Origin of the sequence: Eggerthella sinensis, assembly GCF_003339815.1 — a bacterium.
Classification (GTDB): Bacteria; Actinomycetota; Coriobacteriia; order Coriobacteriales; family Eggerthellaceae; genus Eggerthella; species Eggerthella sinensis.
Genome location: NZ_PPTT01000028.1, coordinates 1 through 17,344, shown reverse-complemented (window position 1 = coordinate 17,344; position 17,344 = coordinate 1). Strand labels below are relative to the sequence as shown.

Sequence of the window (17,344 nt, the reverse complement as noted above, 5' to 3'; positions counted from 1 at the left end):
AACCGCCTTCCGCGACGACAAGGAGCCTCCGTGTTGCATCGTACCAGAAAACACGCCCGTCGCACGCTCGCATGCTCGCTCGGATTCGCCCTTGCAGCCGCGCTTGCCCTGCCGGGCGGCGCAGCGTTCGCGTTCGTCGGCGGCGGAAGCATGGGAGGCGAAGACGCCATCGACCACGTGGACAAGCCGTTCGGGCAGATCGTTCGCATCATTCCCGACCGCGGCATGAGCGCGCTGCTGTTCCTGCCCTCGCTGCCGGTCGACCCGTACCACCGCGACGGGGAATCCGGGCATCCTGCCTTGCAGGTTCTCTACGTCGACCGCGCATACGCGGACGAGCCCGGCGAGTGGGAACGCTGGGGCACGTTCGAATGGGTCGAGGATTGGCAGGAGTACGCGTTCGACATCGACAGCATCCGGCCCGTCTACGACGACAACTACGAGGATCAGACCATCCTGTACTGCACGGTGAGCTACTCCTCGCCCACCGTCGACTATCGCGACTTCTACCTGCGCGCAACCGCGGTGACGCTCGAGGACGGCGTCCTGACGACCACCGCGTTCGAGCCGGCGCTTTTCAAATACGAAGAGGAATGGCTTCCCAGCCCTTCGCCCGACCCCGACGAGCCGAATCCCGAGCCCCCGAACGTCGTGAACCCGCCCGAGGTCGATGCCGGCGACAACGACGGCAACCGCGGCGGCGTCGGACAGGGCGAGAGCGAGCGCATCGACCCCGAGGGCACGGTGCGCCCCCTGCCCTCCGCGCCCGACGTCGCCTACGCGATCGAGGGCTCCGAAGCGGGCGGGGGATCGGGCTCGTCGAACGGCAACGAGGCCGCAGACGGAGCGACCGACGGCAAGGCCGCGGACGGGGCGGAGGGCGAGGAAGGCACGCAGGCGTCGGCGTCGGCGTCGGCTGCGGCCGCGCACGACGGCGTCGCGCACGACGACGCGTCCGCGGACGCGTCGTCGGCGCAGCCGACCGTGGCCGAGGAGCAGGTTCCCGGCTTCCTCTGGGCGGCGGGCGTCACCGCATGCGCGGTGGTGGGCCTCGGCCTCGTCATCGCGCTCGCGCGCCGCGCAAGGCGCTAGCGCTTAGCGACGGGACCGGCGTCGTACGACAACCACCGCAAGGACGATCGCAGCGGCCGCAACGAGAGCGGCGAGCACGCCCACGACCGGCACGAGAACGTCGCCGGTGGAGACGAGCGAGCGATCCATGCCGAAGGGCGCCCCGGGACTCGTGTTCGTGCCGAGATCCTTAACGGCACCGTCCCCGGTACCGCCGCCCGCACCGGACCCATTGCCATTGCCGTCGCCGTCGCCATTGCCCAAGCCGTTGCCGTCATCGTTGCCGTCGTCCGAGCCGTCGGGAGGCGTCGGCGGGTTCGGCGTCGAGCCCTTCCCCACCTCCACCGTCACCGGGTCGGACGAGGTCGCCGCAAGCGCGGAAGCCGTATGCGCGGCGTTCACCACCGACAAGCCGTCGGCGGCCACGGCCACGGTGACCCGCACCGCACCGTCGGAACCGTCGGCCGGCACCGCGGTGACGCGGCCGAGCGCGAGCACGTCGCTCTCGAACAGGTTGTCGTTGCCGGCGAGATACAGGTTGAGTCGGCCCGTGCCATCATCCTGCACGCGATACCGCGCCTCCTTGACGGCGGACGCGCCCGCCCCGTCGCCGAACGCGAAGCCCACGTTCACCGCATCCAGATCGTCGGCGGTCACCTCGAGCGTGAGGCGCAGGGTGCGCACGTCGTCGCGCGCGCCTTCGGGCAACTCGATGGCCACGGCCACGTCGCTCACCCCGTCAACCGGCGTCAACACCACGTCGGGGTCCGTCGCACCCCAGGCGACGCCCGGCGCGAGCGCCAGGCACAGCGCGAGCGCGCCCATCGTTGCGGCCAAAACCTTCTTCATCGTCATGCTCATGGCAAAAACCGTTTCCCTCTCGGCTCGTATCGTTCGTCCTACGCGGATGCGGGCGCTCATCGGTGCAGCTCTATCTCGGGCAGCGCATCGGGCAGCGAGATGAGCAGCGAGTCGCTCACCAGGCGCTGCCCCTCGTTCGTCAGCGCGTTGTCCACGCGATAGAGCTCGGCGCGCACGCTGGAAGGCAGTTCCATCTTCGCAAGCTCCGCGGGTTCGATCCAGTACAGCCACGTGCCTTCGGACGTTTCGCCGAGCATCGCGTCGCCCGGATCGGGGGCGAAGATCACCTGACGGGCCACGATGGCGCCGTCATCGTCCACACCGCCCACGACGTTGCCTTCGGCATCGTAGAGCACCACCACGTTGTATGCCGGATTGCCCTTGTACGCGCCCGTGAACACGAGCGAGCCCTGCGGCACGAACTGACGATCCTGGCCCTCGCCCTGCTGGAAGGTGAAATCGCTCTTGAGCAGGCCGACGCCGTCCGCCAGCAAGCTGACGTCGTCGCCCGAGGGGCCGAACACGTCGATCTCGCCGATCGAGAGGGACCGACCCGCCTGGCCCGGCGCCGTGATGCGCAGGTAGCGCGCATCGTAGGTGCAGATCCATGGGTCTTTGCCGTTGTCGAAGTACAGGGTGGCCGCGCCGTCGGACAGTGCGAGCTCTCCCTCTTTGATCGGGGTGAACGTCGCGCCGTCGAGGCTCGTCTCGATGCGGTAGGCCCCGAACGCCGCGCCCTCGCTCGCGTCCGCCAGCACGTAGCGCACGGCGGTCACCTCGGTGGGCGTGCCCAGGTCGATGGTGATGTACGGGTCGCCTGCGTCCGCTGTGCCGGTGAACGCGGTGGCCGCGTCGCCGTCGACGATGCGCGCCGCGGCCGACTGGGGCGCGGGAGCGTCGGGGTCGTCCTCCGTGGCGTCCGGTACCGTATCCTGCGGCGAGACCATGTTCGTGCTCACCGTCCAGCCGTCTTTGTCCTGCATCCCGTCGCCGTCGAGCTTCAGCGGGCTCACCGTGCGCACGGCGGAGCGGTTGAGGAACTTGTCGACGGCAACCACGTCGTAGCTCACCGTGCGGTTGCCAAGGGCGGAAGCGTTGTCCACGTACGTGCCGCTCGTGGAGAAGCCCACCACCTCGCGCTGAGGCTGGCCGTCGGCCACGGTCACGCGCGTGACCTCGTAGCCCAGCACGGAGTCGCCCGTCGAAACGTCAGCCCCCAACGTGAGCGTCACCTGGCTGCCCTGCGCCGCGGCGCTCGCGCGCACCACGTCTTTGCCCGCCACCGCGCCGCTGTCGGCATGGGTGCGCGCATAGGCGCGCGCATCGTCGTTGGCGTAGCACAGCGCCCGCGTCTCGGGGCTGAACTGCTTGAGATAGGCGGCCGTGGTCTCATCGGGCACCATGCCCCACCGTGCGAAGAAGTCCGTCAGGTCGCGCTCGGCCGCCGCGCTGGCCAGGCGCATGACGGTCTGGCTCTCCCCGCCTCCCAGCGTGAGCGCCGTGCCGCCGGGCGCGGGCGCCGTCTGCGGCGCGCGGGCGTAGCTGTCCACGCGGGCGAAGAAGCGGTTCGCGAACGCTTCCTGGTAGGTGCCGTACAGCTCATAGGCGCCGCCCGCGTCGTAGGCAAGGCGCAGCTGCCAGTACATGGCCAACTGCACGAACACGCTGCGCGTGCGGCCCATCTCGCCCGAGGTCACGCGATCGTACACGTCGTCGTAGGAGAAGCGCGCCGATGCGCTCGTCTCGTCGGTGCGGGTCAACTGCGCGAAGTAGTTGTTCGTCACCTCGGCGTAGGCGTACTGGGACTGGTTGATGTTGTGGCCGATCTCGTGGGCGATGCCCCAACCGAAGTAGCCGCCCGACACGCGCGCGCCGTTCTCGTCCACCACGACGGGCGTCGCGTTGCCCAAACCGGGCACCGAACCCCACTCGATGCCGATATGGTTGCCTGCGGCGTACATGAACGCGCCGGCGAACATCCTCGTGTAGCGGATGTTGAGGTGGCGCGACGGCAGCGTGTTCGCCTTCACCACGGCGGCGTCGGTGCCCTCGTCGAAGGTGCTCGTCAGGCCCTTGTGCTGGTAGAACAGCTCCATCATCTGATCCATGCCGTCGAGGGCGGCCAACAGCTTCGTCGCGCGCTCGGCGGTGGAACCCGACCCCGCGGCCGCAAGCAGCTGCTGGGCAGGCGCCGAGTACAGCATCTGGTCGAGCATGACGTCGGTGGCGTTGCCGATGCAGTTCCTCTCGTCGTAGGCGTACGCAAGCGCCCGATTGTCGCCCTGCGCGTGCAGCGTCTCGTGCGACGCGTTCAGCTCGGGCACGAAGGACTCGAGCGCCTCCACGTAAGCCGTCGTGCGCGCAAGGCGCTCGGCGGGATCGGTCACCTGGTACAGGTCGAGCGACGGCACAGCTTGGGCGCCGCTCACGCGCACGCCCCATGCGTCGGCGTCGTTCGAGCCGGTGTACTCCACGTACAGCTGGCCGCCATGCTCGACGTCGGACGAGGTGAGCGACGGGATGGTGATCTCGTTGCGGCCCACCTTGAGGGAGGTTGCCACCTTGGCCACCGCGCTCGATTCGGGGTGCTGCTGGGACACCACCAAACGCAGCGGCGCGCTCGAACCTGTCGTCTTGCCGGGCGCGCCCACGTAGACGACGATCTGGTCGCCCGCACCGGCCACCGCGCCAAGCGGCTGCCAGGCGTTCAGGCCGCCGATGCCGAGGTTGCGATCGTCGCGCGCGGCGGACATGCCGTTATGCACGCGCACCGTGTCGTCGAGGCCCGTCGCCTCCAACAGGCCGCGCGCGTTGTCGAGCTCGCGCTGAAGCGCGGCGCGTAGCGGGTGGTACTCCCCGCTTGCCGCGTCGGGGGTGTCGAGACGCCGCTGCAGCGCGTCGACGATTGCGGCGTCCACGGTGTCGCGCAGCTCGAGGTGCAGGTCGTCGGCGTACAGCGCCATGATGTCGTCTTCGATGCTGTCGTAGGCGTGGAAGCGCATCTCGGCGATGACGACGGTGGGCGCCCAGTACGCGCGGCCGACGCCCAGCTTCACCGTGGACGCGGTGATGGGCGCGGCAAGCTTCACGAGCGCGTACGTGCGCCCGTTCTCGCCCGTGCGCATTTGCACGGACGAAGCCACCGTTTTCCACGCGCCGCTCTCGTCGCGATACGTGACGTTCGAATGGCCGAAGGCGGCACCGTTCTGCACCTCGGCGAACGTGATCATGCCGAACGTCTGCGGCTCGTCGAACTCCACGGTAACGCCCTTGCCCGGCCCGGGATAGGCCCCGCCTTCGTCCCAGTCGTTCACCTGCAAATACGAGCCGTAGCTGCCGTCGAACAGGCCGAGCGCGCTCTTCGCGATGCCGCTTGCCGCGTCGAGCGGGCTGTCCGTCATGGAACCACGGCCGTAGGATGCCGCCACGATGTGGTCGAGGTAGGCCCCGTCGGCGTTCTTCGTGTTGACCAGCTGATAGCCCGGCAGCTGCGCCGGCTTCACGTTCACGGTGCGCCCCACGGCCACGAGCGACGGACCGCCTTCGCCCAGCTCGTTCACGCCGGTTAGGTACACCTGGTAGTCGGTATCGTCCTGAAGGCCGCTCACCTCGTACGACGTCGCGGAGATGCCCTCCACTTTCGCATACGCAGCACCCTCGTCGCCCTTCGCACGGTAGAACAGGTTGTAGGAATCGGTGTCCTTCATGTTCTTCCAGCTGACGGCAAGGCCGCGGTAGAGGCCCTTCACCGTGACGCCCTCGGGCGCGTCGGGAACCTTGTCGGCCTTCGGACGCGCTTCCACGGGGTCGGACCAGCCGCTGCGCCATGCGCCGTTCGTGGACTGCACCTTCACGGTGAACACGGTGCCGTTCTCGATCTTCTTACCCTTGAAGGACGACACGGTGAGCTTGGTGGCCGTGGTGCGCGTGATTTCCTCGACGCCGTTCGCGCTGATGGAAAGCTCGTAGCCCGTCACGTTGCGCGCGACGTCCCACGACACGTCGAACGTCTTGCTGCCCGGCGTGGCGGCAAGGTTCTGCGGCACGTTCATCTCCGGCTCGGGGATGCGGCTTGCCATGTCGCCCAGGAACTCCACCTGGGATATCTCGGCGAGGCTCGTGTTGCCCGCCGTCTTCGTGATGCGCAGCGTGACCTTCTTCACCGCCACCTGGCCCTGCAGGTCGATCACGATGGTGCCGTCGGCGTCGACGACGGCCGTGGGAGACGTCGAAGCCGCGCGGAAGAAGCTTGCCGGAGCCGCGTCGGACGTGCCGAGCGGGATGACGAGCGGGTCGCCGTCGACGAGCTCGACCGTCACCGCGCCCGCGGCGATGGCGCTATCGCCCTGCGGCGACTGGATGGTGAGGCCGCCGATGACCGGAGCCTCGGCGGAGGATGCTGCGAGGTCGAAGCCCACTTCCACGGGTTTGGCGTCCGAAATCGTGTCCGCGGCCTCGAGCGTCACCGCCGAGCCGCCGCCCACGAGGGCCGCAAGGTCGCCCTCCACCGTGCCGCCCTCCACCGTGGCCTTGACGGCCGCAGCGGAAACCGTGCGCGCCACCGTGGCATCGACCTGCGTCGCGCCGAAGTTCGCGACCGCCGTTTGCAGGTCGGCGAGCGAGATGGCACCGTCGCCATCGATGTCGCAGGCCGGCGCGTCGGAGCCGGACAGCCCGAGCTCGAGCGCGTCGATGATGGCCTGCGCGTCGTCGTCGTTCACCACGCCGTCGGCGGTCGCATCGCCCGACACGAGCACGCCCGGATGCGCGAGGGATGTATCGACGGCTGCATCGCCCGTGACCAGTTCGAGGGTGCTCGCATCGCCGTGCACGTCGAGCTGCTGCGCGTACGCGGCAACGCCGGGCGTCGAGACCGTCAGCACGTAGGTGCCGTCGGCCAGACCGTCGAACCGGACGGTGCCGGTTGCGTGCTCGGCGGACAGGGAGAGCGCATCGCGCGCGGCGAAGCCGTCGGGGCCCGCAAGGGACACGTCGTAGGAGGAGCCGACGGCGTCGGGCCGGCCCTCGGTCAGCGTCACGCGCACCGCTCCCGCAGCCGCAGGAGCCGCGGCGTCCTGCCGCATAGCCGCATCATCGGCGTCGGCAAGCGGCGCATGCGCTTCCGGCGCCTCAGGCGCTTCCGGCGATTCGGACGAGTCTTCGACTGCCGGGACGACCGCTGCAGGTTCGTCCATCGGCTCGGTTCGCGGTTCGGTCGGCGCGCCCGCATCGTCGGCTTCCGCAGCGAATGCCGGAATGCCGAACAGCGAGGATGCCAGGACGACGGCGAGCGCCGTCGAAAGAAGACGAGTGCTGTGATTCATGTTCGTGTTCGCTCCTATGAAGGTACCCCTTATTTGTGAGTGAAACTATAGCATAAAACAAGGGTATGCAGCAGAGGGGAAACTCCCTCATGTTCTCGTTTCTCCCCGCGCGATGCGCAGGAACTCGTCGGCCAGGGCCTCGGGGGTTTCGCGCATGCCGCCCTCAAGCCAGCAGACGAGCATGTTGTAGAACGCGCCCGCATAGTAGTACAGCTCGAAGCGCGCGATGGAGCTTGCCGGCATGTCACCGCCCTCGCTGATCTCGCAATCGGTGATGACGTCGAGCAGCGTGGTGGACAGGTGCGCGCGATGGAACGCGAGCACGATGGCGGCGTGGTCGCGGTAGAAGCGGAACTTGTGGCGCATGGCCTCGCGGCTGTGCGCGTCGCCGCAGGCGGCGGGCATGCCCTCGTGGTAGAGCCGGGCCATGCGCTTGATGCCGTAGTCGACGATGTCCTCCACGGAATCGAAGTTGCGGTAGAACGACGCGCGCGCCACGCCCGAGCGCTCGACGAGCTCGGTCACCTTGAGCTGCGAGAAGTCCTTCTCGCCCGCGAATTCCAGCAACGCGTCGAGCAGGCGGTCCTTCACCTGCTGGTTCGCCTCTTTGCGCTTGTCCATGATACAGTTCGCTCCCTTTTGTCTCACGTTGCCGGGTTCCGGCGCCCGCTCCAACATGATACATTATGTCTCACATTGGATCATCCGGATACGAGCAAAGCGAGAGATGCATGATTTTCTACTTCAGCGGCACGGGCAACAGCCAGCTGGCCGCCCATCGCATAGCCGAGCAGCTGGGAGACGAGGCCGTCTCCATCAACCGCTACCTCAAAGCCGGCGAAACCGGCTCGTTCTCCGCCGCGGAGCCGTGGGTGTTCGTGGCGCCCGTCTACGCCTGGCGCCTGCCGCCGGTGGTGGAGCGGTGGATCGAGGGGAGCACGTTCGAGGGTGGCCGCGACGCCTACTTCGTGTTCACGTGCGGCGGCTGCTCGCGCAACGCCGGCGCGTACGTCAAGCGGCTGTGCGAGCGCACGGGACTCGTCTTTCGCGGCGCGGCCGACGTGGTGATGACGAAGAACTACCTGGCCATGGGACCCACCTCCCCCGCGGAGGAATGCCAGCCCCTCATCGACGCCGCCCTGCCGCGCATCGACCGCATCGCCGCGCGCATACGGGCGCGCGAGCAGCTGTCCGAGCAACCGGCGACGCTCGACGACAAGCTGCACAGCGGGCCGCTGAATCCTCTGTTCTACGCGTTCTGCGTGAGCGACAAGGGCTTCGCCGTGTCGGAGCGGTGCACGTCGTGCGGCATGTGCGCGGCGCGCTGCCCGCTGAACAACGTGCGCCTCGTGGACGGGAAGCCCACGTGGAACGGGACGTGCACCCACTGCATGGCCTGCATCTCCGGCTGCCCCGCCGAGGCGATCGAGTACAAGCAGGCCTCGCAGGGCCTCCATCGCCACTACATCATGGACGACGCCCGGTGCCGGACGGACGGAGGGCGCAGCCGATGAAGCCTGCATGAGCTGCTCATCGTAGCAGCTTCAGCATCGCCTTGTCGAACGTCAGCACGTGTTCGCCTGTCAGAACGTTGCGCGCTATCAGCCAGCAATCGACGAAATCAAGCCTGCTCATGGCATACATCCGCAAAGCGCTGCGGACGATATGCTCGTCGAACATCGACACGTCGTCGATCAGGTTCTCCAGCGCCATATCGATCTCGGTGCGGGAGAACCGATACACTCCCGCTAGCACGTACACCACTTCCGCAAGCACGACGACGTCGATCGACGCCCCCTCGAGAACGGCTTCGCGTACCTGTTCCGCCTGATCTTCGACACCCCAAAGCAGATAACGCAGCGCCGCATTGGCGTCAAGCGCGCTCAGCATGCTTCGCCTCCGCAGCCTTTTTCCACGCATTCGATTCCTGCGCACGCAGGGCCGGATCGGTTCTATGCGCGAGAATTCCCGCCGCGTGCAGCCCGTCGGGCACCGTTGACGGCGCACGACGGGTCGGCAACGGAAACGCGTTGCGCTCGACGCTTTCCCGAACGAACAGGCGAACCGCTTCCGAAAGCGTCGTCCCGTGTGCACGGTACAGCTCCTCCGCGCGATCCTTCAGCGCGTGCTCCATGCGCACCTGCAAAACCGCTTCTTTCGCCACGGCCGATCCTCCTTTGCACCGGGAATTGTAGTACATTGTACTACAATTCCCAGAACCGCGAAAGCCACGGCAGCCAAGCATGCGAAAACGTCTGCAGCGCCCTACTTCCCGGCTTTGACCAGCTCTTCGGCCATCTCGCGCAGCTTGAACTTCTGGATCTTCATGGACGGCGTCATGGGGAAGTCGTCCACGAAGAACACGCGCTTGGGCACCTTGTAGCGCGCGATGCGCGGGATGGCGTAGGCGCGCACGTCGGCTTCGGTCATGTCCTCGTGGCCGGGCCGCGTGCGGATGAACGCGCCCACGAGCTCGCCGAGCTTCTCGTCGGGGATGCCCACCACCTGCGCGTCGAGCACGCCGGGCATGCTCAGCAGGAAGTTCTCCACCTCAAGCGGGTACACGTTCTCGCCGCCGCGGATGATCATGTCCTTGATGCGCCCGGTCACGCGGTAGTAGCCGTCCTCGTCCACCGTGCCGAGGTCGCCCGAATGCAGGTAGCCGTCGGCGTCGATGGCCTTCGCCGTCTCCTCGGGCATCTTGTAGTAGCCCTTCATCACGTTGTAGCCCTTGCAGCACAGCTCGCCGGGCTCCCCCACTCCGCAGATATGCCCGTCGGACGGGTCGATGACGCGCACGTCCACGGGCGGGTGCTTGCGCCCCACCGTCTCGCACTTGTGCTCGATGTCGTCGTCGGCACTCGTCTGCGTGAACACGGGGCTCGTCTCGGTGAGGCCGTAGCAGATGGTGATCTCCTTCATGAACATCTTGTCCATGACCTCGCGCATGGCCGCCGGCGGGCAGGGGCTTCCGGCCATGATGCCCGTGCGCAGGCTGGACAGGTCGAACGTGGCGAAATCGGGGTGGTTGAGCTCGGCGATGAACATGGTGGGCACGCCGTAGACGCTGGTGGCGCGCTCCTTGTGGATGGCCTGCAGCACGAGGCCCGCGTCGAAATCCTCCACGATGATCATGGTGGAGCGGTGCGTGAGGTTCGCCATGACGCCCAGCACGCAGCCGAAGCAGTGGAAGAACGGCACCGGCAGCGTGACGCGGTCGTCGGGTCCCAGCTTCTGACCCTCGCCGATGTAGAAGCCGTTGTTGAGGATGTTGCGGTGCGTGAGCATGACGCCCTTCGGGAAGCCCGTCGTGCCGGACGTGTACTGCATCATGACCACGCTGTTGTTGTCGAAGTGCGTCTCCGCTTCCGCGAGCGCGTCTTCGGGCATGTGGCTGCCGAGCAGGATGAGCTCGGGCACGCTGTAGCAGCCGCGATGCTTCTCCGGCCCCATGTAGATGATGTGCTTGAGGAACGGGTAGTTCTCGGTTTCCAGATGGCCGCGCTGCTGGGTGAGCGTCTCGGGCACGAGGTCGCGGATGATCTGCAGGTAGTCCACGTCGCGGTAGGCGTCGATGACGCAGAGTGCCTTCATGTCCGACTGCTTGAGTACGTAGTCCAGCTCATGGCTCTTGTACACGGGGTTCACCGTGACCATGACCACGCCGATCTTGGCCGTGGCGTACATGAACGTGAGCCAGTCGGGGATGTTGCGCGCCCACACGCCCAGGTGGTCGCCGGGGCGCATGCCGATGGCCAGCAGGCCGCGCGCCAGGTTGTCGGTGCGCTCGTCGAAGTCGCGGTACGTCCAGCGCAGCGCGCGGTCGGGATACACGACGAACTCGTGATCGGGATCGATGGCCACCTGATCGCGGAAGTAGCGCCCGATGGTCTTCTCGGAGTGGAGCGGGTAGTCGGGCGAGCCCGGGACGGGGCCGGCCGAGGCGGCTGACGCCGCACGGGATCCTTCGACTTCGCGCTGCGCGCTTCGCTCAGGATGACGACAAGTCATGGCAGCTCCCCCTAAATAGGCGTGTACACCACGGCCAAGAACTTCGCGGTCTGGCCGTCGTGGGCGCGCACTTGATGCGGCACGATGGAATCGTAGTAGATGCTCTCGCCGGGATGGAGGACGTAGAGGTCCTTGCCGTACTCGATCTCGATGCAGCCTTCCATGCCGTAGAGCCATTCCTCGCCCTCGTGGCTGACCAGCTCGTGGTCGGTCTCGCCCGTCGGGTCGACCGTGATGACGAACGGGTCCATGTGGCGCGAGGGACGGCCCGCGGCCAGGCTGAAGTAGCTCAGGTCGCCGCCCGAGGTGGTTTCGAGCGTTTTGACCTTGGCCACTTCCTGCATCTGCTCCTGGTCGATGTAGGCGGGCCCCAGGTTCTCGTCGTCGTCCATGAGCGTGCCGAGGCGCACGCCGAGGGCGCGCGTGATCTTGATGAGCGGCGCGAGCGAGGGCGGTAGCTCGCCGGCCTCGAGCCCCTCGATGACCGAAACGTCGCATCCGCAGCGATCCGCCAGATCTTGGCTCGATAGATGGTGGGCCGTGCGGAGCGTGACGATCTTGTTCCCCAGCTTGTTTTCCTGCGTCATGATGCCAGCTCCTCGTGCTCGTTGCCGAAAATGCCATACGCATCATTATCTCCGGTTTGCAAGCGTTTCGTTCGGAATTCGCGCCAGCGGCACCATTCCGCACGGCCGCCGCCCCGACGCCGATCCACCCTCAATCCCGCGTTGCACCCACGCGCGCGGACGCGAGCGTATATAATTGATGACCAGGGGATAAGGAGGGCGTATGAAACTCGAAACGATGCGCGAGTTCGTGATGGTGGCGAAGCATCTGAACATCACGCGAGCGGCGCAGGAGCTGTATCTGTCGCAACCGTCGCTGAGCGGCCGCATGAGCGCGCTTGAGAAGGAACTGGGCTACCCGGTGCTCGACCGTTCGCGCAACCGCATCGCGCTCACGCCGGCCGGCACCGTGCTGCTCGACTACGCGCAGCGCATCATCGAGCTGTACGACGAGGCGCTCGCGAAAAGCGCACGCGCCGCGCGGCTGTCGCCGTCGGTGAAGGTGGCGGCCCTGCCCCCGACGTCGCCCTACCGCGGCGCCCTTCCCGAATACGAGGCGCTGCCCTACTCCTTCGTGGACCTCGGCCTGAACACCACGGCCATCGACGCGTTGCAGCAGGACCTCATCGACCTCGCGGTCGAGTCCGATTACTCGGCCGTGGAAGCGCTGCGCGCCGAGGGCGACGAGATCGGCATCTCCTACGAGCGCATCGGCGAGGACACCTGCTTCATCGCCCTCATGGCCGACCACCCGCTCGCGTCGAGGAAGCGCCTCGCCCGCCGCGACCTCGACGGCTAAACGGTCATCATCAACAGCGGCTTTCACTTCGACCGATGGAGCAAGATGGTGCAGCAGCTGCTGGGCGACGATATCAAGCTGGGGTTCCGCATGAACGCGCTCAACAGCATCAGCAACCTGTCGTTCGTCGACCTGGGGACTTCGCTCTACATCTGCGGCGACAAGGCATCCCAGGCGCTGCTCGCTCAGCGCGACGACGTGGTGCTGTTCGACCGGATAGACGGGGCCGCCCTCACGCTGCCCATCGCGCTCGTGTGCCGAACGGAGGACAAGCATGAAGACGGCCCCGTGCGCCGCTTCATCGACGCGTTCTTGGAGCGCCTGCGCTCGGCGTAGCGGCGCGTTCCCCTTCGCCTACTGTGCGGCGTCCATGATGTGCTTCGCGGCCACGTAGCCCATCACGCTGCCCTGGCCGAGCGTGGCGCCGCCGGCCCAGTAGCCCGCCACGCCCGACGAGCAGTTTCCCGTGGCGTACAGCCCCGGCACGGCCTTCCCGTCCACATCGAGCACCTGCGCGTGCTCGTCGATGTGCAGGCCGCCCCGCGTGCCGCCCATCATGCCGGGCACGTAGCGGCAGCAGTAGTACGGCGGCGTGTCAACGGTTCCCAGCACGCTCGTGGGCGGTGTTGCGTCGGGCAGCGACATGAGCGGGGCCATCATGGCGAGCGTGTTCGCGCTCACGGCCTTCTCGCCGCGGTGCCATACGGGGTCCTCTCCCTGCGCAGCGTGCTCGTTGAACGCGGCCAGCTCCTCGGCGAGGGACGCCTTGTCGATGCCCATGCCGTCGGCCAGCTCGTCGAGCGTATCGAACTTGAACACGAACTCGGGCAGCTCGGCGGGCGTCTTGTAGCCCGGCAGCAGGAACGTCTCGGTGTGCGTCGCGTCGCAGATCCAATAGCCCGGAATGTTCACGTACTCGAGCGTGCCCGTGTCATAGGTGCCGAACGCGCGGTTCATGGTGTCGTACATGGTGGACTCGTCGCAGAAGCGCCGGCCCTTGCGGTTCACCATGACGCTGTGCGGGAAGCCGCGCGGGGCGAAGGCGTCGCTGCCCGCCTTGTCGTAGCGGAAAGCGCCGGGCTCCCACTCCTTATGCGTGTCGAAGTAGGGGTTGCCGAACGTCGTGTCCATGTAGGCCAGCTGCGCGCCGATGCGGGCGCCCATGCGCTGCGCATCGCCCGTGTTGTTCGCGCTGCCGTTGGAGCGGTAGTACGGAAACGGCAGGTAGAAGCGGCGCATGTCCTCGTTGTGCTCGAAGCCGCCCGTTCCCAAGATGACGGCGTTCGCCTTGACGGCCGTGCCGTCGGACAGCTTCGCGCCCACCACGGCGCCGGCCTCGTCGGTGACGAGCGACTCGACCGCCGTGCCCATCGCAAGCTCGACGTTGTCATGGGCGTCGACGTAGGCGCGGTAGGCTTCCCACTGCGCAGGCGCCATGAGCGGCGCGCCCGTCGCGTCGAAGGGGTACCAGCTGCCGCGGCCGTACGCGTCGTCGAGCGATCCCGCGTACAGCTCGTAGTAATCGCCGAAGGCCTTGCTCGTGTGGCCCCACTTCGACCAGCCGTGCGTGGCCAGCACGAACTCGCAGAACTCGTTCGCGTTGTCGACGAAGGCCTCCTGCACGTTCTCGTCCATGCGACCGTCGCCCACCTGCTTCATGTACTCGAGCACCTTCTCCCGCGAGTCGTCGATGCCCTCGTCGGCGTTGAAGTCGAGCAGCGCGAGCGCATAGCCGCCGCCGGACGTGGCGGACGTGCCGCCGAACATGGCCGGGTCCTTCTCCACGACGAGCACCGATTTGGCCCCGCGCTCGGCGCACGCGATGGCCGCATGCACGGCCGTGCCCGAACCCGCCACGAGCACCTGCACCTCCTTGTCCCACTGCACGGCCGCCTCGGTCGAGCCGACGGCGGCGTCTCCGCCGCCCGCGCTCGGCGCGCAGCCGGAAAGCGCGGAGGCCCCCAGCAGACCCAGACCCATGACGGCGGCGCCCTTCAACGCGTCGCGCCTGCTCAGCGGCAGAGCGCTGCCCGTCCCCATCGTTTCGTCTCCCCTGTTCATACCAACCCCTCCTTCGATCGAACTGCCTACGGGTCACGAGTATAGGACGCGCGCGAACGATACCGGAAATCGGAAGTTCCCAGCCCCGCATGCCCGAACGCGATAGGGGTATAAGGATCGGCGATACCTCGGGCGCGGAAAAGCGAAGCCGCCTCTCGGCGGCTTCGCAGGGGTGGCCTCGGTGGCCTTCGCAGGGGTGGCCTCGGTGGCCTTCGCAGGGGCGGTGCCTTGCGGGCGGGTTGTTAGCCCTTGAACAGCTCGTGCTTGAGCTCGTCCTCGTCCTTGATGGACAGCGAGGTCTGCAGCACGTCGCCGCCGAAGGGACGGATGGCGTCGACGAACTTGTCGGTGGTCATCTCGTCGATGACCATGAACACGGCCGCGTCGTCCTTGCCGTTGAGCAGGTCGCGCACGCGATCCTGGAAGTCCTTGTCAACGCCGTGCTTGACGATGACGCCCGTCAGCGCGCCGATGCCGGCGCCGAGCGCCGCGCCGATGACCGGGATGAAGAACAGCAGGCCGAACAGGACGCCCCAGAACAGGCCCCACACGGTCGAGCTGCCCACTCTCGAGCCAGGCGTGACGACGTCGTACTTGCCGTCGGCGCGCTTCGCCACGACGGCGATGGATTGCAGGCTCACGATCAGGTTCTTGTCGAGGTCCAGAATCTTCTGGTAAGCGGATGTCGCTTCCTCTTCGCTCGGATACCCGAGCACAACGAGCGTACTCATGCAGTGCTCCTTTCGGATGGTTTCGTCAAGAACCCACCTTAGCCTCCCTCAGGAGCACCGGGGAGAGCAGCCCGCATCTGGCTCCCGCCCGACACCGTCGCGTAAGCCCCCGGTTGTCGAGCAGTCGCGCACGCAAAAGCGCCCCGGGGTGCCGGGGCGCTTCAGGGGGTTGCGGCTTAGCCGAAGCGGTACTCCACGCCCATGGTGGGCTGGGGGTTCTCCCACTTCTTGACGATGGTGCCCTCGCAGGCGATGCGGCAGGTGCCGCACTCGAGGCAGCCCGCGTAGTCGAAGGACTTCTTTCCGTCCTCGTCGATCTTGTACAGGGCCGCCGGGCACACGCGCACGAGCTTGAGGAACTCCTCGTCGTCGGGGTCCTCCACCAGCTCGATGTGGGCGTTCTCCTCGTCCACCTCGTACTTGTCGAGCGCCAGGAACTCGTCGACGCTGACCGTGATCTTCGTCTCGTTCATAGGGCCTTCATCGCTCCTCTCGCATCTTTAAGCAGGTTTAACACGCCAATCTGCTTTACGATAGGCATCATGCTTTTCTTCATAGGCTGAACGGGGCTGCCGTCGACCACGAACATCGCGTTCATCATGTCGCGCACCATCTCCGGATAGCCATCGAACATGCGGGAGAAGCCTTCCATGAATGCCGGCACCTTCTGGAACCGCCTCAGGTCTTTAAGGACGAAACTGTTCTCGAGTGCTGCGACATAACCCTGAAGGCCCGCTTTCGTAGTGTCGCCGGTATCGAGCGCCTTAGCTGCGGACCGGCCCGCCATCTGCCCAGCCGCCACGGCGTAGTCCATGCCGCGCACCTGGTAGCCGAGGTTCACGCACATCATGGCGCTTTCCCCGGCAAGCAGCACACCGTCGCCAACGAGCTCCGGCATGATGTTCAGGCCGCCTTCCGGCACCATGTGGCCCGAATGCTCCACGACCTTACCTCCTCTGATCAAGGGAGCGACGGCCGGATGCGCTTTCAAGTCCTCGAGCATCTGGTACACGGGCACTTTGCCATGATTCATGGTGGCCTCGATGCCCGCTACGATGCCGAGCGAGACGGATTCTTTGTTCGTGTACATGAAGCCACCGCCAAAGGTGCCCTGCGTGGAGTATCCGCTGAAAAGCCAGGCGGCACCCTCATCGTCGGAGTTCGCAAGCACACGGTCAGTGATGACGGAGGCAGGCAGCTCGATCGTCTGCTTGATGCCGACGGCAATGGCGGATGCGGGAGGCCTTTTCGCTCCCACGGCCTGTTCCGTCAAAAGCGAGTTCACGCCGTCGCACAGCAGCACGACGTCGGCCGTGATCTCGTCCTGTCCTGCACATACGCCGCAGACCTTGCCAGCTTCGTCCTTCAGAAGCTTCTCCACGGCGATGCCGCAGATGTACTCGGCGCCGGCGTCCTCGGCCTTCTCGGCCAGCCACTGGTCGAAGGGAGCGCGCAGCACCGCGTAGGAGTCCTGGGACTCCTTCTTCATGTCTTCGGATGTGAAGTCCACGGTGAAGTTCGCATCCTCGGAGATCATTGAGATGCGCTCGTGGGTGATCTTGCGCTCGAGCGGGGCCTCCTGCTCGAAGTTCGGAAACACCTCCTTGAGCGCGTGTGAGTAGATGCGCCCGCCCGTCATGTTCTTGGCTCCGGCGAAGGTGCCGCGCTCGACGACGAGCACGCTCTTGCCGGCGCGCGCCAGCTCGTAGGCGGCCACGGAGCCCGCGCAGCCCGAGCCGACGACGATCGCATCGAAGTCCGCCATGCGTCCCCTCCCCTACAGCGCCGCGACGAGCGCCGGCAAGACATCCTTGACGTCGCCGATCAGGCCGTAGTCGCACTGCTTGAACACCGGGGCGTTCTTGTCCTTGTTGATAGCAAAAACCATGCCAGAACGGTTGCAGCCCACCATGTGCTGCA

15 protein-coding genes and 1 pseudogene are annotated in these 17,344 nt (G+C 66.7%); 4 read left to right on the top strand and 12 right to left on the bottom strand.

Going from position 1 to position 17,344, the window contains the following annotated elements; all coding sequences use genetic code 11:
- Window positions 1–30 precede the first annotated feature (30 nt).
- Complete coding sequence (locus tag C1876_RS13800) at window positions 31–1,092, top strand: hypothetical protein (protein WP_114547305.1); 1,062 nt, start codon at window positions 31–33, stop codon at window positions 1,090–1,092.
- 3 nt (window positions 1,093–1,095) lie between these two features.
- Here the strand turns inward: C1876_RS13800 and C1876_RS13795 are convergent, their stop codons facing one another.
- From C1876_RS13795 to C1876_RS13785, 3 genes are all read right to left on the bottom strand, one after another.
- A complete protein-coding gene (locus tag C1876_RS13795) occupies window positions 1,096–1,932 on the bottom strand; it encodes a hypothetical protein (protein ID WP_114547304.1) in 837 nt (278 codons plus the stop codon).
- Window positions 1,933–1,988: 56 nt separating this feature from the next.
- On the bottom strand, window positions 1,989–7,256 hold the full coding sequence (locus tag C1876_RS13790; RefSeq protein WP_114547303.1) for a discoidin domain-containing protein: 5,268 nt from the start codon (window positions 7,254–7,256) through the stop codon (window positions 1,989–1,991).
- An 87-nt stretch (window positions 7,257–7,343) separates the two neighbouring features.
- The gene (locus tag C1876_RS13785; protein WP_114547302.1) at window positions 7,344–7,877 is read right to left on the bottom strand and encodes a TetR/AcrR family transcriptional regulator; all 534 of its coding nucleotides are present in this window, start codon (window positions 7,875–7,877) and stop codon (window positions 7,344–7,346) included.
- Between the two features lie 110 nt (window positions 7,878–7,987).
- On the opposite strand from C1876_RS13785, the gene C1876_RS13780 reads away from it, so the two are divergent.
- Window positions 7,988–8,770 (top strand): EFR1 family ferrodoxin, encoded by a 783-nt coding sequence (locus C1876_RS13780; RefSeq protein WP_114547301.1) that lies wholly within the window; start codon window positions 7,988–7,990, stop codon window positions 8,768–8,770.
- A 16-nt stretch (window positions 8,771–8,786) separates the two neighbouring features.
- Here C1876_RS13780 and C1876_RS13775 read toward each other — a convergent pair whose 3' ends face one another.
- The 4 genes from C1876_RS13775 to C1876_RS13760 all read right to left on the bottom strand — a co-directional run bounded on the left by C1876_RS13775 (window position 8,787) and on the right by C1876_RS13760 (window position 11,854).
- Window positions 8,787–9,146, bottom strand: a complete 360-nt coding sequence (locus tag C1876_RS13775; RefSeq protein WP_158544698.1) for a PIN domain-containing protein — start codon at window positions 9,144–9,146, stop codon at window positions 8,787–8,789.
- Window positions 9,130–9,420 (bottom strand): type II toxin-antitoxin system RelB/DinJ family antitoxin, encoded by a 291-nt coding sequence (locus tag C1876_RS13770; protein ID WP_114547299.1) that lies wholly within the window; start codon window positions 9,418–9,420, stop codon window positions 9,130–9,132. The genes C1876_RS13775 and C1876_RS13770 overlap by 17 nt, the downstream gene beginning before the upstream one ends.
- Before the next feature lie 101 nt (window positions 9,421–9,521).
- The gene (locus tag C1876_RS13765) at window positions 9,522–11,267 is read right to left on the bottom strand and encodes an AMP-binding protein (protein ID WP_244910159.1); all 1,746 of its coding nucleotides are present in this window, start codon (window positions 11,265–11,267) and stop codon (window positions 9,522–9,524) included.
- A gap of 11 nt (window positions 11,268–11,278) precedes the next feature.
- On the bottom strand, window positions 11,279–11,854 hold the full coding sequence (locus C1876_RS13760) for a helix-turn-helix domain-containing protein (protein ID WP_114547298.1): 576 nt from the start codon (window positions 11,852–11,854) through the stop codon (window positions 11,279–11,281).
- A gap of 202 nt (window positions 11,855–12,056) precedes the next feature.
- On the opposite strand from C1876_RS13760, the gene C1876_RS13755 reads away from it, so the two are divergent.
- Together C1876_RS13755 and C1876_RS13750 are read left to right on the top strand one after the other, a co-directional pair.
- The gene (locus C1876_RS13755) at window positions 12,057–12,632 is read left to right on the top strand and encodes a LysR family transcriptional regulator (RefSeq protein ID WP_114547297.1); all 576 of its coding nucleotides are present in this window, start codon (window positions 12,057–12,059) and stop codon (window positions 12,630–12,632) included.
- Between the two features lie 45 nt (window positions 12,633–12,677).
- Window positions 12,678–12,968, top strand: coding sequence for a hypothetical protein (locus C1876_RS13750; protein ID WP_114547296.1), 291 nt, complete (start codon window positions 12,678–12,680; stop codon window positions 12,966–12,968).
- 18 nt (window positions 12,969–12,986) lie between these two features.
- On the opposite strand, the gene C1876_RS13745 is transcribed toward C1876_RS13750, so the two are convergent.
- The 5 genes and pseudogenes from C1876_RS13745 to C1876_RS18020 all read right to left on the bottom strand — a co-directional run.
- Complete coding sequence (locus tag C1876_RS13745; protein ID WP_114547295.1) at window positions 12,987–14,693, bottom strand: FAD-dependent oxidoreductase; 1,707 nt, start codon at window positions 14,691–14,693, stop codon at window positions 12,987–12,989.
- A gap of 242 nt (window positions 14,694–14,935) precedes the next feature.
- Window positions 14,936–15,424 carry a DUF1269 domain-containing protein gene (locus C1876_RS13740; protein ID WP_114547294.1) on the bottom strand — a complete coding sequence of 163 codons (489 nt, stop codon included), beginning with the start codon at window positions 15,422–15,424 and terminating at the stop codon, window positions 14,936–14,938.
- 176 nt (window positions 15,425–15,600) lie between these two features.
- Window positions 15,601–15,897 carry a ferredoxin family protein gene (locus C1876_RS13735; protein ID WP_114547293.1) on the bottom strand — a complete coding sequence of 99 codons (297 nt, stop codon included), beginning with the start codon at window positions 15,895–15,897 and terminating at the stop codon, window positions 15,601–15,603.
- Window positions 15,894–17,189: an FAD-dependent oxidoreductase gene (locus tag C1876_RS13730; protein WP_114547292.1), complete on the bottom strand. Its 1,296-nt coding sequence runs from the start codon at window positions 17,187–17,189 to the stop codon at window positions 15,894–15,896. The genes C1876_RS13735 and C1876_RS13730 overlap by 4 nt, the downstream gene beginning before the upstream one ends.
- Before the next feature lie 12 nt (window positions 17,190–17,201).
- A pseudogene (locus tag C1876_RS18020) lies at window positions 17,202–17,344 on the bottom strand (electron transfer flavoprotein subunit alpha/FixB family protein); the annotation flags it as partial.